This window comes from Lentzea sp. NPDC036955 (assembly GCF_055608005.1).
In genome coordinates, this window is record NZ_JBVJRC010000012.1 from 42880 (window position 1) to 63179 (window position 20300).

Below are 20300 nucleotides of genomic sequence, written 5' to 3' on the forward strand. Positions count from 1 at the left end.
CCTCGTGTGGGAGCCGCTGTGACGCAACGACTGGAACGCTCATCGGTGTCCCGTCGTCTGGCGTACGTCGTCATCAGCGTGGTCTTCGCCAACTACCTGGGCAACGCGTTCATCTCCGTCCTGCAGACCGGTGTGGAGCCGGCGTGGACCGCGGGTGCGCTCGCCTGCCTGCTCGCCATCGGGTTCCTGCAGCTGCGGGTGTTCTCCCGGCCGAGCGCGAACCTGCGTTCCGGCAAGGCCTACCTGGCGCTCGGGGCGATGGCGGCGCTGGTGTACGCGCCGATGCCGCTGCTGCACTCCGCCTGGGCCGGCATGCCGGGGTTCTTCGCGGGCAGTGCGCTGCTGGTGCTGCCCGGCCGGGTGCGCTGGGTCGTCTTCGGCGTGGTCGCGCTCAGCAACGGCGCGATCCAGGCCGCCTACGTCGACAGCCCCTCCTCGCTGGCCTACTACGTGCTGTCACCGCTGGTCGCGGGCCTCGTCGTGTACGGCTTGTCACGGCTCCCGTCGCTGGTCAAGCAGCTGGAGACGGTCCGGTCCGAGCTCGCGGAGCTCGCCGTGTCGCAGGAGCGGCTGCGGTTCGCGCGGGACCTGCACGACCTGCTCGGGTTCAGCCTGTCGGCGATCACGCTGAAGGTGGAGCTGGCGCGCAGGCTGATCGGCGAGCAGACCGAACGGGCGTTGCGCGAGCTGGCCGAGGTGCTGGGCATCGCCCGCGAGGCGCTGGCGGACGTTCGTGCGGTGGCGTCGAGCTACCGCGAGCTGTCGCTGGCCGACGAGATCGAGTCGGCGCGGTCCGTGCTCACCGCGGCGGGCGTCGCGACGACCATCGAGACCGACCTCGCCGAGCTGTCCCCGCGCTCCCGGACCGTGCTCGCCACGGTGCTGCGCGAGGGCGTGACGAACCTGCTGCGGCACAGCGAGGCCACCCGCTGCACCATCACCGTCTCCGGGACGGGGCCGGTGGTGTCGATCGACATCGTCAACGACGGCGCCCCCGCCGAGGTGGGCACCGACCGCGGCAGCGGCCTGGCGAACCTCGCCACCCGCGCCACGGCGATCGGCGGGTCGCTGCGCGCCGAGGTGGACGCCGGCACCCACCGGTTGCACGCCGAGGTGCCGGCCGAGCCGCGGCCGGAGGAACCGTCGCGGACCCGCAGGTTCGCCGGAACGCCGATGGCGACCCGGTTCGCGCAGGTGCTGTTCACGGCGGTGGTGGTCGGCTACGGCCTGATGTCGCTCGCGCAGGTGGCGTTCGACCTGCCGCGCATCGGGCTGCCGGGCATGGCGGCCGAGGTGCTCGGCACCGCGGGCGTGGTCGGGCTGGTCGTGGCGGTCGTGGGCCGTCCGCACAAGCGGCTGAACCTCGCGAGCACCGTCGCCGTGCTCGCCGGCCTGGCCGTCTGCGTGTACGTGCCGGTGCTGCTGTACGGGAACGCGCTGATGAGCGTGCCGGGCTTCCTCGCGGGGTCGGCCGCGCTGCTGCTCCCCCGCCCGTACGGCTGGGCGGCGTTCCTCGCGGTCGTCGGCGGCCAGTACTTCGTCTACACCGCGACCGGGTTCACCGGTGCCTGGGTGGCGTACGGCATCATCGCCGCGACGAACCACGGACTGGTGCTCTACGCGTTGACCCGGCTGCGGTCGATGGTGACCGAGCTGCACGAGGCGCGCGAGGAGCTGGCCACGGCGGCGGTCGCCCAGGAACGGCTGCGGTTCGCACGCGACCTGCACGACCTGCTCGGCTACAGCCTCTCCGCGATCACGCTGAAGAGCGAGCTCACGCACCGGCTGGTCACCCTCGACCCCGGCCGGGCCCGGCAGGAGCTCTCCGAGGTGCTGGAGATCTCCCGGCAGGCGCTCGCGGACGTGCGGTCGGTGGCGCTGAGCTACCGCGAGCTGTCGTTCGACGAGGAGACCCAGTCGGCGCAGGCGCTGCTGACCGCGGCCGACATCGCGGTCACCGTGCGGATCGACGCGTGCGACAAGCTGCCCAAGGACGTGAAGGTGACGCTCGCGACCGTGCTGCGCGAGGGCGTGACGAACCTGCTGCGGCACAGCAAGGCCGAGCACTGCGAGATCGTGCTGTCGAGCTCGCCGGAGCTGGTGCGGATGGACATCGTCAACGACGGCATCCCGGAGACGGCGTGCAGGTCGCGGGACGGCAGCGGCATCGGCAACCTCACCACCCGCGTCCGCGCGCTCGGCGGTGACCTGCACGCGGGCCTGCTGCCCGACCAGAAGTTCCGGTTGCGCGCGGAGATCCCGCTGCCGGTCAGCTGAGGCGGCCCGCCGCTCGGTCTCCCGTCGTTCGGCACCTGATCACCTCGGCCACCGCGGCCGCACCGGAACGAGCGGACATGCGATCGGCGGGTGACCTGCGTGCAGGTCACCCGCCGAGGACAGCGCGTCTACTGGAAGCTCACCGGGGTCCGGCTGCCGGTCACAGCATCTCCAGGACCGCGCAGCCCCAGCTGTAGCCGGCGCCCACGCCGAACATGACGATCCGCTGACCGGACGTCGCCTTGCCGCTCCGCACCAGGTGGTCGAGGCTCGCGAACTGGTCACCGGCGCCGAGGTGCCCGACCGTGCGGCTCCACTCCCACGTGGTGCGCTCCGGTTCGAGGTCGTAGGGGCGCAGGTAGTTCACGTCGAGCCGGCGGCGGCCGAAGTGCGGCAGGATCACCCAGTCGGCGTCGCCGAGCTTCATGTCGGCGTCGGCGAGCGCCTCCTCCACGACCCTGGCCTGACCGGCGTTGGCCTTGTTGATGCCGTAGGACAGGCCGAACTCGCGGCTGAACGTGTGCTTGGCCTCCTCGAAGTCCACCGGGATGCGGTGCGAGAACGGCGCCAGCCCGAACGGCACGTCGCCGCGGTGCAGCGGTTCGAGGTCGGAGTCGGCGTTGATGGCCAGCGAGAGCACCTGCGCGAACCCGCCCCTGCTGGTCAGCACGATCGCGGAAGCGCCGTCGCCGTACGGGGTGCCCGGGTCGGTGCGCCACCGGTCGATGCCGGGCAGGCAGAAGCGGTCCGACGTGGTCAGCAGGGCGTCGCGGCCCGGTCGTGCCGCCAGGTAGGACACCGCGAGGTCCAGCGCGGCCATGCCGCCGTTGGACATCTGCCGGATCTCCAGCGCCAGACAGGAGTTCCTGACCGTCTCGCGCTGGATGTAGGAGCCGACCGGCCACAGGTCCTGGCCCTGGTGGTAGGTGGTGGCGTGCAGGATGAGGTCGATGTCGGCCGGTCCCGACCGGCCCCGTTCCAGCGCGACCTGGGCGGCGGCGACCGCCATCTCGGCCGCCGACTCGGTCGGGGACACGGCCACCGACTCGACGTCCGTGCGCGCGACGAGCTTCGGCTCGCACTCCCCCGACGCGATCGCGTCCGCGACCGACAGCGTCGCGGGCAGGCGCACCCCGCTGCCACTGACGAAGATGTCCTTCACTCGCACCGCGGTCAGACCTCCTTCAGCGCGCGGGCGACCCGCACGACGCGTTCTGCCTGCACCCCGGCCGCCCGCAACGTCACGTCGCAGACCGGCCGGTTGTCCGCACCCAGCACGTGGGACGTGCCGTAGGGGTTGAAGTCGCCACCGGGCGGCACGATGATCCCGCCGAAGTGGCAGACCATGTTGTAGATCGACACCAGCGTGGTCTCCATGCCGCCGTGGGTGCTGCCGCCCGAGGTGAACGCGCTGTAGACCTTGTTCGCGAGCAGGCCGCTGAACCACGCGGGCCCGAGGGTGTCGATGAACTGCTTGAGCTGCGCCGAGACGTTGCCGAAGCGGGTGGGCGTGCCGAGGATGACGGCGTCGGCCCACAGCACGTCGTCGACGGCCGCGATCGGCACGTCGGCGGTGTCGAGCAGGTGCGCCTTCCAGGCGGGCCGCGACTCGACGACCGTGGCGGGCGCCAGCTCCGCCGCGCGCACCAGCCGCACCTCAGCGCCGTGCTTCTCCGCCGTCTCGACCATCTCCGTGGCCAGCCGGTGGATCGTTCCCGTCGAGGAGTAGTACACGACTGTCACGTTGACGCTGCGTTCCATGGCGCATCCCTTCGCAAGGCAGCTGTCCTCACCCTTGCCGGGTGGCCTTGATGTGGCGTGGAGCGCGACATGAACGCCGGGGGATATGGTGTCGCGCGGAGGGGCGCGATGATCAGGGTTCTGCTCGCGGAGGACATGCACATGGTGCGCGGTGCTCTCATCGCGCTGCTCAACCTCGAACCGGACATCGAGGTCGTGGCCGAGGTGAGCTCCGGCGACAAGATCGTGCCGGCGGTGCGGCAGCACGGCCCGGACGTCTGCGTGATCGACATCGACCTGCCGATCCTCGACGGGCTGAGTGCCGCGGCGACGATCCGCGAGTCGATGCCACAGGTCAGGACGTTGATGCTGACCTCGCTCGGCCGGCCGGGGACGTTGCGGCGGGCGTTGGCGGCCAGGGTGGACGGTTTCCTGCTGAAGGACGCGCCGCCCGGTGAGCTCGCCGACGCGATCCGCCGCGTCGCCGCGGGGGAACGGGTCGTGGACAGCCAGCTGGCACTGGCCGCGTGGGACCGCGGCGAGTGCCCGCTCACCGACCGCGAGCTGGAGGTGCTGCGGCTCGCGGCCAACGGTGCCGACGCGCCGGACATCGCGACCGCGCTGTCGTTGTCGGTCGGCACGGTGCGCAACTACCTGACGACGACCATGACCAAGCTCAACGCCCGCAACCGGGTGGACGCCATCCGCATCGCCGACGACGCCGGCTGGCTGTGACGGGTCCGCGGACGGCACGGCTCACGCCGCCCGCTGCAGGCTGCCGCGCAGGTCGAACCCGGGCCGCGCGACGATCTCGGGGGTGAGGGTGTTGCCGCCCTCGAGGACCCTGCGGGCCATGATGAAGTCGATCGGCTTGTTGTAGGCCTCGACACCGACCAGCTTGTCGCCGCGGAAGCAGAACACCGAGAACCGGCCCTCCGCGGGGTCGCCGACGGTGACCGCGCGGTCGTGGCCCTCGGTGAGGCCCGCGATCTGCAGCTTCACGTCGTACTGGTCGCTCCAGAACCACGGCAGCGCGGTGTAGGGCTCGGCGCTGCCCAGGATCGCCCCGGCCACGCAGGTGGCCTGGTCGGTGGCGTTCTGCACGGACTCCAGGCGGGTGAGCCCGCCGGTGAGCGTGCTGGCGAACCGGGCGCAGTCACCGACGGCGTGCACGCGCTGGTCGACGGTGCGCAGGTGCGCGTCGACCACGATGCCGTTGTCGGTGGCGAGCCCGGAGCGCTGCGCGACCTCGGTGTTGGGCAGGACGCCGATGCCGGCGACGACCAGGTCGGCCACCAGCACCGTGCCGTCGGTCAGCTCGACGAGGCCCTCCCGGACGGCGGCGACGCCCCGGCCGGTCAGGACCTGCACGCCCTCCGACCGGTGCCGGTTGACGAGCTGCCGCGCGGTCTCCGGTGTGACGGCGCGCTGCATCACCTGCGGCTGCGTCTCGACGACGGTCACCTCGTGGCGCAGCTTGCGCACCACGGCGGCGAGCTCGAGGCCGATGAACCCGCCGCCGATGACGACGACGTCGAGCCCGACCTGCCCGTCGAGCCGCTGCCGGAGCACGTCCGCGTCGGCGACCGAGCGCAGGTTCAGCACGTGCTCGGCGCCGGGGATGGACAACGGCCGCGGTCGCGCCCCCGTGGCGAACACCAGGTGGTCGTAGCCGATGGTGCGCGCACAGCCCAGCACCGCGACCCGTGCGGACCGGTCGACGCCCAGCACCCGCTCGCCGGTGACGAGCTGGATGCCGTGGTCCTCGTAGTAGGAGTCCTGCCGCAGCACCAGCCCGGCGAGGTCGGTCTCCCCCGCCAGGTAGGTCTTCGTGAGAGGGGGCCGCTGGTAGGGCTTCTGGGCTTCGTCACCGATGAGGGTGATGGGGCCGCGGTGCCCCTGCTCGCGCAGGGACACCGCGACCTGGCAGCCCGCCTGCCCGGCCCCGACGACGACTACCGACTCGCCGCGCATGTCAGTAGTTGCCCAGCCCGCCGCAGACGTTGAGCGCCTGCGCGGTGATCGAGGACGCGGTGTCCGTCGTCAGGTACGTCACGAGACCGGCGACCTCTTCCGGCGTGCTGTACCGACCCAGCGGGATCTTGGCGTTGAACTTCTCGAGGACCTCGTCCTCGCTGACACCCCAGTGGTTGGCGTAGCCCTGGCGGACCCGGCCGGCCATCGGCGTCTCGACGTAGCCAGGGCACACCGCGTTGACGGTGATGCCGGACTTGGCGAGCTCGATGCCGACGGCCTTGGTGAAGCCGACGACGCCGTGCTTGGAGGCCGAGTAGGGCGCGGCGAACACGACGCCCTGCTTGCCGCCGGTGGAGGCGATGTTGATGATCCGGCCCCAGCTCTGCTCCACCATCTTGCCGGTGCTCAGCACCTCCTTGGTGAAGCGGAAGACGCCGTTGAGGTTGGTGTCGATGACGTCCAGCCACAGGTCCTCGTCGAGCTCGGCGGTGATTCCACCGCCGCCGCGGCCCGCGTTGTTGACGAGGATCTCGACCGGGCCGAACGTGTCGACGGCCTTCCGCACCGCGCCGCGGATGTCCTCTGTGGACGTCACGTCGGCTGCGGCGCCGTCGGCCTCGCAGCCCTCTTCCCTGAGCTGCTTCACCGTGGTGGTGACGTTCTCGGCGGTGCGGGCCACGACGAACACCGCGTGCCCCTGCTGACCGAGGCTGCGCGCGACCTCGAGGCCGATCCCACTGGTGGCGCCCGTGACCAGGGCGACCCGTCGCTTGCTCATGCTCTTCTCTCCCTCGGGGTTGCTGCTCGGCCTCAGAGTTGTTTCTCGGGCATGTGCACGACGAGCCCGTCCTGCTCCTCGGTCACCGGGAGCTGGCAGCTCAACCGGCTGTTCTCCCTGCGCTCGCAGGCCGTGAAGTAGAGGAGCTCGTCCTCGACCTGGTGCATCGGCGCCAACGGCTTGGTGTTCTCCGGGTCGACGTACACGTGGCACGTGCCGCAGGAGGCGCCGCCGCCGCACTGGGCGACGATCCCCTTGACACCGTTGAGAACCGCGCCGCGCATCACGGTGTCTTCCTGGGCAACGTCGACGACGGTCTCGACGCCGTCGTGCGCTACGTAAGTGATCTTTGGCATGGCAGTTCTCCCACGGATCTGCGGCTCGCCGGACGTGCTCCACCTTGGGCGGTCGCGCTGTGCGCCCGGTGGAGGTCACCTTGAACGCTCCTGCTCCGCTGGCGTTCAAGGACCTGTTGCGACGCTGGGGTGTCGGCGCACACCCACACGCGGAGGTTCCACCGTGCCCCTCAGGGAGTTCTACGACCAGCAGGTGAACTGGTCACCGCCGTTCGAGGACGGCCTTGAACGCGCGACGGTCGTCGTGCCACGCGACTACTCCGACCCGGACGGCCCCAGGCTGACCATCGCGCTCGCCCGGCTGAAGGCCACCGACCCGGCGCGGCGGCGTGGCGTGCTGCTCGCGGTCAACGGCGGTCCCGGCGGCGACGGTGGTGACGGACTGGGGCTGATCAAGCACTTCGGGGCGCGCCTCAGGTCCGCCTACGACCTCATCGGGTTCGACCCGCGCGGGTACGGCGAGTCGACCAAGCTCTACAGCGAGGTCACGATCCCCAAGGCGCCGTTCGACAGTCGGCCGCCGGACTCGCTGTTCGAGCAGCTGGCCGAGGACATGCGGCTGCGCGAGCTCGGCTGCCAGAAGGCGGGCGGGGAGCTGCGGCCGCACATCACGACCCGCAACACCGCCCGCGACATGGACCTGGTCCGGGTCGTGCTGGGCGAGGAGAAGATCTCGTTCGTCGGTTACGCGTACGGCACGTACGTCGGTGCGGTGTACGGGACGATGTTCCCCGAGCACCTCGACCGCACGGTGCTCGACTCGTGCATCAACCCGCAGTGGACCTGGCGCCAGCAGTTCGTCACGCAGGCGGAGGCGGTCTACCGCAACGTCGAGCTGTGGGCGGAGTGGACAGCGGAGCGCGACGGGCACTTCCACCTCGGCACGAACGCCGCGGACGTCATCGCCGAGGTCGAGAAGGTCGTGGCGGCGCTCGACGAGCAGGGCCAGGTGCACCTCAGGACGCTGCTCGACGGCGCGGTCGGCACCAGGGCCACGGACCGGGCGCAGTGGGACTCGCTGGGCTACCTCATCGGCGACCTGAACACCGCGCTCGGCGACGGCAACCTCGACAAGGCGAAGACGCTGATCGTCGGGCAGGGCACGTGGCGGCCGCAGGACTCCGAGGGCGACCTGCGGGTCGGGGTGCTGGAGGCCATCACGCTGGAGACGTACTGGCCGCAGGACCTGGAGGTCTACTACGCCGACGTCCGCAAGCACCGGGCCACGCACCCGTACGGCTACGGGGTCCTGCGGGCGCAGCCGTGGGTCGGTGCGTTCCGGACGTTCGAGAGCCTCGAACCGCCGACGGAGCTCGCGCAGCCCGGTTACCCCAAGGGCCTGGTGGTGCAGGCCGACGGCGACCCGATGGACCGCGTCGAGGGCGGCGTCGAGCTCGCCGCGCTGCTGGACCACCCGCTGGTCGTCATCGAGGACTCCGGTGACCACGAGGTGTACGCGCTGGCGGGCAACGAGGTCCTCGACGCCCTGGTCGACGACTACCTCGTCGACGGCGTGCTCCCGCGGAGCAAGCACACCCGGATCCCGGGGCACGTGCGGCGCCCGGACATCCCGAAGGACTGAGCAACGCGAAAGGGGCCCCGCTCTTCGTGAGCGGGGCCCCTTTCGCGTGCGGTCAGTCCTCCGCGGGCAGGTCCCACGTGACCGGCAGCTCCCAGAGGCCGTAGATCACGGCGCCCTCCTTGCGGGGGATCTCCAGGAACGGCTTCGCCAGGCGCAGCGACGGGATGCGCTGGAACAGCGTCGTCCACACCAGCTGCATCTCCAGCCGCGCGAGGTCGGCGCCGATGCAGTGGTGCAGGCCGTGGCCGAACCCGAGGTGCTTGCGGGTGCCGCGCTCCAGGATCAGCTTCTCCGGCTCCGGGAAGACCTCCGGGTCGCGGTTGCCGTTGAGGCCCAGGCACAGGATGCCGTCGCCGGCCTTGATGGTCTTGCCGGCGATCTCGATGTCCTCCAGCGCGACGCGCGGGATGGCGGTGTCACCGATGGTCGCGATGCGCACCAGCTCCTCGACGGCCGGCTCGATCATGCCCTCGGGGTCGTCGAGCAGCTTCTGCAGCTCCTCCGGGTGCTCCAGCAGCGCCGCGGTGCCCAGCGACAGCATCGAGGCCGTGGTCTCGTGGCCGCCGTTCATCAGCAGGCGGATCATGTTGAACAGGTCGCGGCGCGTGTACTCCTCGCCGGAGGCCGCGTACTCGGCCATCGCCCTGGACAGCAGGTCCTCGCCGGGCTCCTGCTCCTTCAACGTGATCAGCTTGTCGACGTAGGCGTTCACCTCGACGATCGCCGCCTGGCGCTGCTCGGGTGTCGAGTGCCCGCCCAGCAGGCAGGTGCCGTGCTCGATGAAGAAGTCGTGCTCGTCCTGCGGGATGCCGAGCAGCTCGCAGATGACCGTCATCGGCACGGCGAGCGAGAACTCGCGGTGGAAGTCGATGGGCGGCGTCATCGTGAGGATCTTGTCGATGTACTCGTCGACGATCTCCTGGATGCGCCCGCGCAGCCGCTTCACCTGGCGGTTGGTGAACGTCACCGCCGCCTTGCGCCGGGTCTTGGTGTGCTCGGGGTTGTCGTAGCCGATGAACGACGTCTCGGTGCGGAACTCCGGCGGCGCGATGAAGTAGAACGGGAAGTTGTCGTGCTTGCGGGAGGCGCTGATCCGCGGGTCGGTCAGGAGCTGCTTGATCGTGTGGTAGCCGCTGATCGTCCAGATCCGCAGGCCGGACCCGGTCAGCGTGACCTCGACGACGTCCTCCTCCGCCATCTGCGCGTACTGCGCGGGCGGGGTGAACGGGCACTGGCGCTTGTACGGGAACGTGTCCACACCGGGCTCGGTGGCGCTGCTGGTCATCTTTCGGTTCCTCCTGGTTCGGGTTGGCTCACGCCAGGTCAGCGCCGCCATCGAGCGTGATGATCTGACCGGTCACCCACGAGCTCGCCGGCTCGGCGAAGCGGGTGATCCACGGGACGACGTCGTCGACCTCACCGGTGCGCCCCAGCGGGGTCTGCGAGGCCTGGAAGCCGAAGTAGCCCTCGACCTCCTCGGGGCTCAGGCCGTTGGCCGCGTAGACCTCGGTGCGCACGGCGGCGGGCGCGACCGCGTTGACGCGGATGCCCTGCGGGGCGAGCTCGAGCGCCCAGCTGCGCACCAGGCTGTCCACGGCGGCCTTGCTGGCGCCGTACACGCCGCCGCCGGGCACGGCGATGTGGCCCGCGTTGCTCGAGACGAACACGATGCTGCCGCCGGGCGAGGTCAGCTGCGGCAGCAGCTTGGCGGTCAGCACCAGCGGGCCGACCAGGTTGGTCTCCAGCACGTCGCGGGCAGTGCCGAGGTCGAAACCGGCGACCGGGGTGAACCGGAAGATCCCGGCGTTGTGCACGAGCACGTCGACCTTGCCGCCACCGAGCTTCACGGCGTCGACGACCTTCTGCGCGCCCTCCTCGGTGGTCACGTCGGCGACCACGGCGGTGATGGCCGGGTGCAGCGCGACGACCTCGGTGAGCCGGTTCTCGCGGCGGCCGGTGATGATCACGTTCGCGGCGCCGAGGTCGGCGAACGCCAGCGCCGCCGCGCGGCCGATGCCGGTTCCCCCACCCGTCACGACGACCTGCTGTCCGGCAAATGGTGCGTCCGACATGACGCCTCCAGCTTCTTTCTCTCCTGTAAGAGCAGTCGCCGCCAACCCTGCTCGGTGTTCCTTGAGTCCAGGTCCAGCAGTGACGGAAACCCTGTGGGGCATGGACATCACGGGACGATGGCGCGCACGGGTCGGCCGGCCGGGTGGCGAGTCCTTCAGCGAGCTCGGTTTCGCGGACGACGGCACGGCCGCGCTCCTGGGCGGTGGCACGGGGTCCGGCACCTGGACGGCGACCGGGCCCGGCACGTTCTCCTACCGGATCACCGAGGAGATGGCCGAGCCGCCCGGCACCGTCGAGATCGCCCAGGACGCCGTGCTGAGCGGTGACGCGTTCGTCAGCACCGGGATCACGACAGTGCGCCGTGCGGATGGCAGCACCATCCGTACGGCGCACGTCAGGATCACCGCGATCAGGAGAACCTGACCGTCACGTTCCCGGTGTAGGCGCCGGAGAGCAGCGACAGCAACGCCTGCGGCGCCGCCTTGACCCCGCCCTCGACGATCGTGTGCGGGAAGACGAACTTCCCCTCCTGCAACCACTGTCCGAAGTGGACCACCCAGTCCTGGATCTGCTCCGGCAGGTGGTAGCAGGCGAACGGGCGGATCTCCAGGTGCTTCGTGATGGCCGTCATCAGGTCGAGCCGCGGGTGCTCGGCCGAGCCACCGGCCTGGTTGGCCAGCGCACCGCACAGCGCGAACCGGGCGTGCGGGCGGGCGGCCTGGACCGCCGCCTCGAACTGCTCGCCGCCGACGTTGTCGAAGAACACGCTGATGCCGTCCGGTGCCAGCTCGCGCAGCCGGTCGGCCACCGGGCCGTCCTTGTAGTTGAACGCGGCGTCGAAGCCCAGCTCGTTCACCAGCCAGTCGACCTTGGCCTGCGAGCCGGCCGAGCCGATCACCCTGGCACCGCGGGCTTTCGCGATCTGCCCGGCGAGCGACCCGACACCGCCGGCGGCGCCGGTGACGAACACGACGTCGCCCTCACCGGCCTGCGCGATGGTCGCCATGCCGTAGTAGGCGGTGGGGCCCTGCGACAGGAAGTACACCGGTGACGGCACGTGGTGCGGGTTCTGCTTGATGAACTGCTGCGCGGGCCCGGACCAGTACTCCTGCCACGGCCCGAACGACTGCACCAGGTCGCCGACCGCGAGGTCGGGGCTGTTCGACTTCACCACGGTGCCCACGCCACCGGCGCCGGCGGGCTCGCCGACCTTCCACGGCGGCACGCCGGGGATCTGGCAGTCGGCCCGCATGAACTCCTTGAAGGCGGCCGCCACCGACACGTAGCCGACGCGCACCAGCACCTCACCGTCGCCGATCTCGGGGACGGCCACCTCGACGAGGTCGAAGTGCTCGGGGGTCAGGTCGTCCTCGACGTGCTTGGCGAGCCTGACCTCCCACTGCTTCTCGGGGATGCTCATGACTCTCCTTGGTTCTCCAGCCCCCACGTGACGGGGAAGGTGACGAGTGAGTGGTTGATCTCGCCCTGGTGCCACTTCAGGTCCTCGTACGGCACGGCGAGCCGCAGGTCCGGGAAGCGGCGGGTCAGGCCCTCGATGGCGATCGCCATCTCCATGCGCCCCAGCTGCTTGCCGAGGCAGTAGTGCACGCCGTGCCCGAACGCGATGTGCGGGTTGGTGGCGCGGTCGATGTCGAGCACGTCGGGGTTCTCGAAGACCGCGGCGTCCCGGTTCGCCGACGACAGCACGAAGAACACCGCGTCGCCCTTCGCGATCCTCTGCCCGCCGAGCTCCAGGTCCTCCGCCGCGATGCGGTGGAACCCGGTGGTGTCGGTGGCGAAGAGGTTGACGTGCCGCAGCAGCTCCTCGACGGCCGCCGGGATCAGCGACGGGTCGGCGACCAGGCGCCGCCAGGTGTCCGGGTGGTCGTGCAGCAGCGCCAGCACCGAGTTGGAGATCTGGTTGGCTGCCGTGTCGAAGCCGGCGCCGATCAGCGTGAACGCGAACGTCACCAGCTCCTGCTCGCTGAGCTTGTCGTCGTCGTCCCGCGCGGAGATCAGGTCGGACAGCATGTCCTGGCCGGGCTTCTCGCGCTTCTGCGCGATCAGGCCCATGACGTACCCGGCGAGCCGCCCGAACGCCCGCATCGGCGCCTCCGGGTCGTTCTCGTCGAACGTCGCGAACGCCCGCGCGTCGGTCTCGAAGATCTTCAGGTCCTCGGTGGGCACGCCGAGCAGGTCACCGATGACGGTGAGCGGCAACGGGACGCAGAGCTTCTCGACGAGGTTGACCGGCCCGCCGTCGAGCTCGACGGCGTCCAGCAGCTCGTCGCACACCTTCTGCACGCCCGCGCGCATCGCCTCGACCTTGCGGACGGTGAACGCGCCCATCACGAGCTTGCGCAGCCGGGAGTGCTCGGACCCGTCCAGCGAGATGATCATCTCGGGGGTGGTGGTCATGGCGCCGCCGACCTGGGGAGCACCCTCGGCGCACGTCAACGCGCGGCTCAGCCTGGGGTCGGCGAGCCCGGCGCGGACGTCGGAGTAGCCGGTGACCACCCAGGTCGGCGTGCCGGTGTTGGTGCGCACCTTGGCAACGGGGCACGTGGCGCGCAGCTCGTCGTACTTCGGGTCCGGGCCGCGGTAGGAGGAACCGCTGAACGGGAACTCCTCGTCCAGTTCAAGGGGCAGCACGGGACACCTCCGGGAAATTTCGGCCTGGCCTCGCGCCGAACCCTGCTCCGCGCACCTCGAAGGCGGCTCGAAACCCGGATGTCGACCGGGGTTCGAGGTTTCGTCCCTACCTTCGCGCCATGGACACTGCACTCGTGCCGTTCCGGGTCGAGGTTCCCGACTCCGAACTGGCGGACCTCACCCGGCGACTGGCGGCGACCAGGTGGCCGGACGCGGAGACCGTGGACGACTGGTCGCAGGGCATGCCGCTGGCCTACGCCAAGGAACTGGCCGAGTACTGGGCGAACGTCTACGACTGGCGCGCCACCGAGGCCCGGTTGAACGCCGTCCCCCAGTTCAAGACCGAGGTCGACGGTGTCGGGATCCACTTCCTGCACGCCCGCTCCCCGCACCCGGACGCGAAGCCGTTGCTGCTCACACACGGCTGGCCCGGTTCGGTCGCCGAGTTCCTCGACGTCATCGAGCCGCTCACCAACCCGCCGGACCCGGCCGACGCGTTCCACGTCGTCGCGCCCTCGTTGCCCGGCTACGGTTTCAGCGACAAGCCGACCGGCACCGGCTGGACGCTGGAGAAGATCGCCGCCTCCCTCGTCACGCTGATGGGGCGCGTCGGCTACGACAGGTTCTACGCGCACGGCAACGACTGGGGCTCGTTCATCACGGGCATCCTCGGCCACATCGCGCCCGACCACGTCGAGGCGATCCACCTCGTCATGCCGTTCGCGTCCGCCCCCGAGGCGGAGGTCCAGCTGACGCAACGGGACTACGAGGGCCTGGGTGCGCTCAAGGAGTTCGCCGCGAAGGAGTCCGCGTACGCGGCGGTGATGAACACCAAGCCGCAGTCGCTGGCCTACGGGCTCACCGACTCCCCCGTCGGCCAGCTCGGCTGGGCCGGCGAGAAGTACTGGTCCTGGAGCGACCACGACGGTGACGCGGAGAAGATCATCCCCCGCGACCGGATCCTCGACATGGTGTCGGTGTGCTGGTTCACCGCCACCGCCGCGTCCTCGGGCCGGCTGTACTGGGAGAGCTACAACAAGTCGCCGCTGACGCAGGTGTCCGTGCCGACCGGGTTCTCGGTGTTCCCCGCCGACGCGCGGATGCCCAGGGCGTGGGCCGAGCACCGGTTCACCGACCTGCGCTACTGGCGGGAGATGCCGTCCGGCGGTCACTTCCCCGCGCTGGAGAACCCGGTCGTCCTGGTCGAGGAGCTGCGGACGTTCTTCCGGCTGGTGCGCGCATGACGGCGACGCTGAACAGGCCCGGTGCCAAGCTCGGGCTCGTTCTGGCGGTGTGCTGCCTGGCGCAGTTCATGAACGTGCTGGACGCGTCGGTCATGAACGTCGCGCTGCCCTCGATCTACGAGGACCTCGGGTTCGAGCGGCACGACCTGCAGTGGGTGAACAGCGCGTACACCATCGCGGTGTGCGGCTTCCTGCTGCTGGGCGGGCGGCTCGCCGACCTGTTCGGGCAGCGCCGGGTGTTCCTGCTCGGTGCCGCGCTGTTCACGGTCGCGAGCGCCGTCGGCGGCATGGCGACCTCGCCCGGCACCCTGATCGCGGCCCGCGGCTTCCAGGGCCTGGGCGCGGCCGTGATGGCACCGGCCTCGCTCACGGTCCTGGGCACCACGTTCACCGACCCCACCGCCCGCGCGAAGGCGTTCGGCTGGTGGAGCGCGGTGTCCGGCACGGGTGGCGCGGTCGGCGTGCTGCTCGGCGGCATCGTCACCGAGTCGCTGGGCTGGCGGTGGGTGCTGCTGATCAACGTGCCGCTCGGCATCGCACTGGTGTCGATGATCCGCGGCGCCGTGCCGGAGACACCCAGCAACGGGGGTCGCAAGAGCCTCGACGTACCGGGTGCGATCACCGTGACGATCGGCCTGATGGCACTGGTCTACGGCATCGCGCAGTCGCACGAGCTGGGCTGGGGCTCCTGGCAGGTCGCCGGGTCGCTCGCGCTCTCCGTGGTCCTGTTCGCGTTGTTCCTGCGCCAGCAGACGGTGTCGGCCCACCCGCTGATGCCGCTCGGCATCTTCCGCAACCGCTCGGTGACCGCGACGAACGTCGTGGCGTTCTTCGCGATCGCGGCCCTGTTCAGCACCTTCTACTTCCTCACCCTGGTGCTGCAGCAGGTGATGGGGCTGAGCGCGCTCGCGACCGGCCTCGGCTACCTGCCGCTGTCGATCGGCATCGCGCTGGGCGGGTTCGGCGTGGCGCGGATCGTCCCGAGGATCGGACCGCGGCCGGTGCTGCTCGCGGGGCTGCTCTCGGCGACCGCCGGCCTGCTGTGGGTGTCCACAGCGGACGAGACGTCGACGTTCCTCGGCACGATCCTCGTGCCGACGACGGTGCTGGGCCTCGGCATGGGCGCGGTGCTGAACGCGACCACGAACGCCGCCACGTCCGGTGTCCCGCGCGAGCAGGCGGGCCTCGCGTCCGGGCTGCTGAACACGATCCGGCAGATGGGCAGCGCGATCGGCCTGGTCGTGCTCGCGACGATGTCGTCGGCCCGTGCGGACTCGTTGCTGGCCGCCGGTGAACCGTTGCGGCACTCGCTCGGGTCCGGGTACGGGCTCGCGTTGCTCGGTGCGGGCGTCTTCACCTTCTGCGGAGCGCTGGCGGCACTCGCCGTACCCCGCAAGAAGTAGCCGCACAACGAGAACGGCCCCCGGAAAGCTTTCCGGGGGCCGTTCTTCGTGTGTCAGAAACCCTTGCCGTGCAGGTCCACGGGCAGCTCGACGAGCCGGTGGTTCATGTCGGCGCGCTGCCACCGCAGCTCCTCCTCCGGCACCGCGAGCCGGGCGGCCGGGAAGCGCCGGGTCAGCTCCTCCAGCGCGGCGGTCAGCTCGATGCGGGCCAGCGGGGCGCCGAGGCAGCGGTGGATGCCGTGCCCGAACGCGACGTGCGCGTTGCCGGTGCGGGTGAGGTCGAGCACGTCCGGGTCGGCGAACAGGGTCTCGTCGCGGTTGGCCGAGCTCGTCGACACGAACACCGCGTCGCCCTTGGGGATCGTGACCCCGAACAACGCGACGTCCTCCGCGGCGATCCGCGGCAGGCCGGTGGTGTCGTTGGTGGACAACGCGATCCAGCGCAGCAGCTCCTCGACCGCGGCCGGCACCTCCTCCGGGTGCCCGCCCAGCCGCACCCACCCGTCGCGGTGGTGGCCGAGCAGGGTCAGCACCGAACTGGCGAGGTGGCACGCCGTGGAGTCGCCGCCCGCGCCGAGCAGCGTGTAGCCGAGGCCGATCAGCTCGTCGACCGCCAGGCCGTCGTCGCCGATCCGGACCTGCGTCAGCGCCGACAGCACGTCGTCGCCGGGGGCGCGCAGCTTGCCGAACACCAGCGCCGCCATGTACTCGCCGAGCTGCTCCCCCGCCGCGGCCGCGACCTCCGGTGCGTCCACGGCGGCGAACTCCCGGATCAGCCGCGCGAACGTGTCGCGTTCGGCGGCGGGCACACCGAGCAGCTCGCTGATCGCGGTGATGGCCAGCGGGAACGTGAACGTCCCCAGCAGGTCGACCGGTCCCTGCCTGGCCTCGTCGTCGGCGCGGTCCAGCAACTCTCCCACCAGCTGCTGGATTCTCGGTCGCATGGACTCGACCCGGTCCACCGAGAACGCCTGCGACACCAGGTCGCGCAGCCGGGTGTGCACGGGCGGGTCGAGGGAGATGATCATGCCTGGCGGTGCCTGGAAGAGACCGGGGAACACCGGCGCGCCCGGTTCGTAGGACGCCGCGCGGGAGAACCGCACGTCGTCGAGAACGGCGCGGACCGCGTCCTGCGTGGTGGCGACCCAGCAGTGGCCGCCACCGGCGGCGGGCAGGCGCACGACCGGGCTCGTCGCGCGGAACCGCGCGAACTCCGGCGCCGGACCGCGGTAGCTGGATCCGGGAACGGGAAAGGTGACCACCGTGCGCTCCTCACGCTCATGGGATGTTTCCGCACGTTAGGAGTGGTGGCCTGAACCCCGGTCCAGCGCGGTTCGAGTGACCGAGTGGACGCTGAGCGTGATCGGCCATCCAGGCGAACCATCCCCATTCTGGAGATCAACCATGACCATCCTCGTCACCGGAGCGCGCGGCAACGTGGGCCGCCGCGTGCTCCAGCGGCTCTACGCGGCGGGTCACAGCCTCCGCGCGTCCGGCCGAAACCCCGCGGAGCTCGACGTCCCCGAGGGCGTGGAGACCGTCACCCTCGACCTCACCGACCAGGAGACGTTCGTCGCGGCCCTCGCCGGTGTCTCCAAGGTGCTGCTCTACGCGGAGCCGGACGGCATCACGCAGTTCCTCGACGAGGCCGAGAAGGCGGGCGTCGAGCGCGTCGTGCTGCTGTCGTCGAACACCGTCGGCCTCCCGGGCGCCGACGAGGACCCGCTGGCACACCACCACAAGGTCGTGGAGGAGGCCGTCGTCGCGTCGGGCCTGACCTACACGATCCTGCGGCCGGGTGCCTTCATGAGCAACGCGTTCGGCTGGAGCTACGCGCTGCAGGCCGGCGACACGATCGACCAGGTCTTCCCCGAGGCGCAGGTCGCCCCGGTGCACGAGGACGACATCGCCGACGTGGCCGTGGTCGCGTTGACGGAGAAGAAGCTGGAGGACGAGGTCGTCGACCTCACCGGGCCGGAGTCGCTCACGTTCCGGCGGGAGCTGGAGATCGTCGGTGAGGTGCTCGGCCGCGAGCTCGTGGTCAACGGCCTGACCCGCGAGGAGGGTGAGGCGCAGATGAGCGCCTTCGTGCCGCCGCCCGTGCTGACCTCGCTGCTGAACCAGTGGGAGGCCGCGGTCGGTGTCCCTGCGGACACCGGCGCGACCGCCGAGCGGATCACCGGAAAGCCGGCCCGCACGTTCCGCCAGTGGGTGGAGGAGCACGCCTCGTTCCTGGTGTGACCCCGTGCCGGAGCCGGGGCGGCGGACCTGCCCCGGCTCCGGCCGCGCGTCAGACCCGCGCCATCGTGAACGTGATGGCCGACGTGCCCAGGTTCGTGCCGTCGGCGAGGAAGAACGTCGACGGGCCGGAGCTGGTGAAGCCGTTCGGTCCGCTTTGGACGGCGTCCTGGTCGAAGTCGACGTAGGCGAAGTAGGCGCCGTTCTCGTCGTAGACCTTCTCCCCGCGGAACTTGTAGTGGAACGTGGTGGCGCCGGTCCACCACCACGAGCCCTTGGTGGTGGTGTTCTGCTCGTTGGTGAGGAACACGCTGCCGTTGGCCTTGAACACCAGCTTGGTCGGGTGGTCCCCGTCCGTGCGGGTCACGTGACCGGTCCAGCTGCCGACCGGTGTGCAGCCCGTCGCGTTCGCGGCCGTGGTCAGGCCCGTTAACGCGAGCAGCACCACGGCTGTGACCGCTGCTGCGCGCACGAGGGCGGTCGACCGTTTCGGAGTGAACGTCTGCATCTGTGTGGCTCCCAACCCGGGTTGCTTGCGACGGACGCGCGCAACCGTGGACGACTTCCCTCGGCGCAAACTCCAGAACGGCTCGAACGCGGTGTTTTCCGTTGCGGCCCAAGCCCATCTCAACCCGGGCAACGCAAAGTTCTCATTACTCAAGGGCTGACAGGGAGGACGCCGTGACAGATCGGGAGACAGAGCTCTGCGACCTGTTCGGGGAGGTGCTCGGAGTGCCGGGGATCGAGCCGCAGGACCACTTCTTCGACCTGGGGGGCCATTCACTGCTCGCGTCGAAGCTGGTCAAGCAGCTCCACGAGCGGTACGGCGTCCGCGTCCCGTTGCGCAGCTTCTACGAGGACCCGACGGCGCGCGCCGTCGCCAAGCAGCTGGACCAGGCAGCCTAGGAGTTCGACATGCGGTGGAATGACCTGTACATCGCCGGCGTGGGCACATACCTGCCCGAGCAGGTCGAGACGGTGGACGACGCCATCGCGGCCGGCCGGTACACGGAAGAGAAGAAGGCCATGAACGGCTACCGGGAGCTGCGCGTCGCCGCTCCGGGTGAGACCGGTCCCGTCATGGCGGCGAAAGCCGGTCTGGAAGCCGTGGAGCGCTCCGGTCTGAGCCCGCTGGACTTCGGCCTGACCGTGCACGCCTCCCTGTCGCACCAGGGGCTCGACCTCTGGACGCCGGCGAGCTACGTGCAGGCCAACACCGTCGGCGGCACCGGGCCCGCGTTCGAGGTCAAGCAGGGCTGCAACGGTTTCATGGCCGCGGTGGACCTCGCGGCGTCGTACCTGTCGTCGCACCGCGACACCTCGGCCGCGCTCGTGACGGCGGGCGACGCGTTCCACCTGCCGTACTTCGACCGGTGGGCGTCGGAGGAGCAGAACGTCAACGGCGACGGCGCGGGGGCGCTGGTGCTGTCCAACCGCTCCGGTTTCGCGCGGGTCCGTTCGATCCACTCCCACGCCGACTCCACCCTGGAGCAGATGTCGCGCGGGTTCCAGCCGTGGACCACCGGACCGTTCCTCGACGGCCGGACCCTGCAGCTCAACAGCGGTGTCGAGGACTTCCTGCGCAACGCCGACGTCGACCTCGACGACATGATCGCGCGGATCGGCGGCGGGGTGCGGCACTCGCTCAAGATGGCGTTGTACGAAGCGGAGATCGAGCTCGCGGACGCGCGGTTCTTCCTGCACCAGCAGCTCGCGGAGACCATCGTCACGCACGGGATCTGCGGTCTCCTGGGGGTCGACCGCGCTTCCACGACCTACGACTGGGCCAAGCAGTACAGCATGGTCGGCACCGCGGACATCGCGATCGGCCTCGACCACGTGCTGGCCGAGCGCGACCCGAAGCCGGGCGACCTGGTCGTCCTGCAGTCCTCCGGCGCCGGCTACGTCTGGACCGCCGCGGTGCTGGAGATCCTGGAAGTCCCGTCCTGGCTCTAGCGGACGCGTCGAAAGGGGCGGGCT

At 70.5% G+C, this 20300-nt stretch carries 20 protein-coding genes; 9 read left to right on the plus strand and 11 right to left on the minus strand.

Annotation, left to right across the window (positions count from 1 at the left end; translation table 11 throughout):
• Positions 1–18 precede the first annotated feature (18 nt).
• Positions 19–2277 carry a sensor histidine kinase gene (locus ACZ7CF_RS35350; RefSeq protein ID WP_470371830.1) on the plus strand — a complete coding sequence of 753 codons (2259 nt, stop codon included), beginning with the start codon at positions 19–21 and terminating at the stop codon, positions 2275–2277.
• 160 nt (positions 2278–2437) lie between these two features.
• Here ACZ7CF_RS35350 and ACZ7CF_RS35355 read toward each other — a convergent pair whose 3' ends face one another.
• A complete protein-coding gene (locus ACZ7CF_RS35355) occupies positions 2438–3445 on the minus strand; it encodes a ketoacyl-ACP synthase III family protein (protein ID WP_360397351.1) in 1008 nt (335 codons plus the stop codon).
• Positions 3446–3450: 5 nt separating this feature from the next.
• Positions 3451–4038 (minus strand): NAD(P)H-dependent oxidoreductase, encoded by a 588-nt coding sequence (locus tag ACZ7CF_RS35360; RefSeq protein WP_360397349.1) that lies wholly within the window; start codon positions 4036–4038, stop codon positions 3451–3453.
• Positions 4039–4146: 108 nt separating this feature from the next.
• Between ACZ7CF_RS35360 and ACZ7CF_RS35365 the strand changes: the two genes are divergently transcribed.
• Positions 4147–4752 carry a response regulator transcription factor gene (locus ACZ7CF_RS35365; RefSeq protein ID WP_360397347.1) on the plus strand — a complete coding sequence of 202 codons (606 nt, stop codon included), beginning with the start codon at positions 4147–4149 and terminating at the stop codon, positions 4750–4752.
• A gap of 21 nt (positions 4753–4773) precedes the next feature.
• Here ACZ7CF_RS35365 and ACZ7CF_RS35370 read toward each other — a convergent pair whose 3' ends face one another.
• From ACZ7CF_RS35370 to ACZ7CF_RS35380, 3 genes are read right to left on the minus strand one after another with little or no spacing between them, the layout of a single operon-like run.
• On the minus strand, positions 4774–5991 hold the full coding sequence (locus ACZ7CF_RS35370) for an NAD(P)/FAD-dependent oxidoreductase (protein WP_470371831.1): 1218 nt from the start codon (positions 5989–5991) through the stop codon (positions 4774–4776).
• Between the two features lies 1 nt (position 5992).
• Positions 5993–6772 (minus strand): SDR family NAD(P)-dependent oxidoreductase, encoded by a 780-nt coding sequence (locus ACZ7CF_RS35375; RefSeq protein ID WP_458433787.1) that lies wholly within the window; start codon positions 6770–6772, stop codon positions 5993–5995.
• Positions 6773–6804: 32 nt separating this feature from the next.
• Positions 6805–7128, minus strand: coding sequence for a 2Fe-2S iron-sulfur cluster-binding protein (locus tag ACZ7CF_RS35380; RefSeq protein ID WP_360397341.1), 324 nt, complete (start codon positions 7126–7128; stop codon positions 6805–6807).
• A 163-nt stretch (positions 7129–7291) separates the two neighbouring features.
• Here ACZ7CF_RS35380 and ACZ7CF_RS35385 point away from each other — a divergent pair, with 163 nt between their 5' ends.
• Positions 7292–8710 (plus strand): alpha/beta fold hydrolase, encoded by a 1419-nt coding sequence (locus ACZ7CF_RS35385; RefSeq protein ID WP_360397339.1) that lies wholly within the window; start codon positions 7292–7294, stop codon positions 8708–8710.
• A gap of 52 nt (positions 8711–8762) precedes the next feature.
• Here ACZ7CF_RS35385 and ACZ7CF_RS35390 read toward each other — a convergent pair whose 3' ends face one another.
• Both ACZ7CF_RS35390 and ACZ7CF_RS35395 read right to left on the minus strand, forming a co-directional pair.
• Positions 8763–9995 (minus strand): cytochrome P450, encoded by a 1233-nt coding sequence (locus tag ACZ7CF_RS35390; protein WP_360397337.1) that lies wholly within the window; start codon positions 9993–9995, stop codon positions 8763–8765.
• 28 nt (positions 9996–10023) lie between these two features.
• The gene (locus ACZ7CF_RS35395) at positions 10024–10782 is read right to left on the minus strand and encodes an SDR family NAD(P)-dependent oxidoreductase (RefSeq protein ID WP_360397335.1); all 759 of its coding nucleotides are present in this window, start codon (positions 10780–10782) and stop codon (positions 10024–10026) included.
• 79 nt (positions 10783–10861) lie between these two features.
• On the opposite strand from ACZ7CF_RS35395, the gene ACZ7CF_RS35400 reads away from it, so the two are divergent.
• Positions 10862–11206 (plus strand): hypothetical protein, encoded by a 345-nt coding sequence (locus tag ACZ7CF_RS35400; RefSeq protein WP_470371832.1) that lies wholly within the window; start codon positions 10862–10864, stop codon positions 11204–11206.
• Here the strand turns inward: ACZ7CF_RS35400 and ACZ7CF_RS35405 are convergent.
• Positions 11193–12203 carry an NADP-dependent oxidoreductase gene (locus tag ACZ7CF_RS35405; RefSeq protein ID WP_360397331.1) on the minus strand — a complete coding sequence of 337 codons (1011 nt, stop codon included), beginning with the start codon at positions 12201–12203 and terminating at the stop codon, positions 11193–11195. The two genes, ACZ7CF_RS35400 and ACZ7CF_RS35405, sit on opposite strands and share 14 nt — an antisense overlap.
• The gene (locus ACZ7CF_RS35410; RefSeq protein WP_470371833.1) at positions 12200–13435 is read right to left on the minus strand and encodes a cytochrome P450; all 1236 of its coding nucleotides are present in this window, start codon (positions 13433–13435) and stop codon (positions 12200–12202) included. The genes ACZ7CF_RS35405 and ACZ7CF_RS35410 overlap by 4 nt, the downstream gene beginning before the upstream one ends.
• A 119-nt stretch (positions 13436–13554) precedes the next feature.
• On the opposite strand from ACZ7CF_RS35410, the gene ACZ7CF_RS35415 reads away from it, so the two are divergent.
• Entirely contained in the window at positions 13555–14679 is a 1125-nt protein-coding gene (locus tag ACZ7CF_RS35415; RefSeq protein WP_470371834.1) for an epoxide hydrolase family protein, read from the plus strand.
• Positions 14676–16082, plus strand: coding sequence for an MFS transporter (locus ACZ7CF_RS35420; RefSeq protein WP_360397325.1), 1407 nt, complete (start codon positions 14676–14678; stop codon positions 16080–16082). Before ACZ7CF_RS35415 ends, ACZ7CF_RS35420 begins: the two co-directional genes overlap by 4 nt.
• Positions 16083–16135: 53 nt before the next feature.
• Here ACZ7CF_RS35420 and ACZ7CF_RS35425 read toward each other — a convergent pair whose 3' ends face one another.
• Positions 16136–17344 carry a cytochrome P450 gene (locus tag ACZ7CF_RS35425; RefSeq protein ID WP_470371835.1) on the minus strand — a complete coding sequence of 403 codons (1209 nt, stop codon included), beginning with the start codon at positions 17342–17344 and terminating at the stop codon, positions 16136–16138.
• A 142-nt stretch (positions 17345–17486) separates the two neighbouring features.
• On the opposite strand from ACZ7CF_RS35425, the gene ACZ7CF_RS35430 reads away from it, so the two are divergent.
• Positions 17487–18323, plus strand: coding sequence for an NAD(P)H-binding protein (locus ACZ7CF_RS35430; protein WP_470371836.1), 837 nt, complete (start codon positions 17487–17489; stop codon positions 18321–18323).
• 49 nt (positions 18324–18372) lie between these two features.
• Here the strand turns inward: ACZ7CF_RS35430 and ACZ7CF_RS35435 are convergent, their stop codons facing one another.
• Complete coding sequence (locus tag ACZ7CF_RS35435; RefSeq protein ID WP_470371837.1) at positions 18373–18828, minus strand: hypothetical protein; 456 nt, start codon at positions 18826–18828, stop codon at positions 18373–18375.
• Between the two features lie 173 nt (positions 18829–19001).
• Here ACZ7CF_RS35435 and ACZ7CF_RS35440 point away from each other — a divergent pair, with 173 nt between their 5' ends.
• The gene (locus ACZ7CF_RS35440; protein ID WP_360397317.1) at positions 19002–19226 is read left to right on the plus strand and encodes an acyl carrier protein; all 225 of its coding nucleotides are present in this window, start codon (positions 19002–19004) and stop codon (positions 19224–19226) included.
• A gap of 9 nt (positions 19227–19235) precedes the next feature.
• Positions 19236–20276: a ketoacyl-ACP synthase III family protein gene (locus ACZ7CF_RS35445; RefSeq protein WP_360397315.1), complete on the plus strand. Its 1041-nt coding sequence runs from the start codon at positions 19236–19238 to the stop codon at positions 20274–20276.
• Positions 20277–20300: the final 24 nt, after the last annotated feature.

Bases quoted from the DNA above. Each gene is read 5' to 3' on its own strand.
- ACZ7CF_RS35360 (WP_360397349.1), bottom strand. From the start codon at position 4,038: ATGGAACGCAGCGTCAACGTGACAGTCGTGTACTACTCCTCGACGGGA.
- ACZ7CF_RS35365 (WP_360397347.1), top strand. From the start codon at position 4,147: ATGATCAGGGTTCTGCTCGCGGAGGACATGCACATGGTGCGCGGTGCT.
- ACZ7CF_RS35370 (WP_470371831.1), bottom strand. From the start codon at position 5,991: ATGCGCGGCGAGTCGGTAGTCGTCGTCGGGGCCGGGCAGGCGGGCTGC.
- ACZ7CF_RS35375 (WP_458433787.1), bottom strand. From the start codon at position 6,772: ATGAGCAAGCGACGGGTCGCCCTGGTCACGGGCGCCACCAGTGGGATC.
- ACZ7CF_RS35380 (WP_360397341.1), bottom strand. From the start codon at position 7,128: ATGCCAAAGATCACTTACGTAGCGCACGACGGCGTCGAGACCGTCGTC.
- ACZ7CF_RS35390 (WP_360397337.1), bottom strand. From the start codon at position 9,995: ATGACCAGCAGCGCCACCGAGCCCGGTGTGGACACGTTCCCGTACAAG.
- ACZ7CF_RS35395 (WP_360397335.1), bottom strand. From the start codon at position 10,782: ATGTCGGACGCACCATTTGCCGGACAGCAGGTCGTCGTGACGGGTGGG.
- ACZ7CF_RS35405 (WP_360397331.1), bottom strand. From the start codon at position 12,203: ATGAGCATCCCCGAGAAGCAGTGGGAGGTCAGGCTCGCCAAGCACGTC.
- ACZ7CF_RS35415 (WP_470371834.1), top strand. From the start codon at position 13,555: ATGGACACTGCACTCGTGCCGTTCCGGGTCGAGGTTCCCGACTCCGAA.
- ACZ7CF_RS35420 (WP_360397325.1), top strand. From the start codon at position 14,676: ATGACGGCGACGCTGAACAGGCCCGGTGCCAAGCTCGGGCTCGTTCTG.
- ACZ7CF_RS35430 (WP_470371836.1), top strand. From the start codon at position 17,487: ATGACCATCCTCGTCACCGGAGCGCGCGGCAACGTGGGCCGCCGCGTG.
- ACZ7CF_RS35435 (WP_470371837.1), bottom strand. From the start codon at position 18,828: ATGCAGACGTTCACTCCGAAACGGTCGACCGCCCTCGTGCGCGCAGCA.
- ACZ7CF_RS35445 (WP_360397315.1), top strand. From the start codon at position 19,236: ATGCGGTGGAATGACCTGTACATCGCCGGCGTGGGCACATACCTGCCC.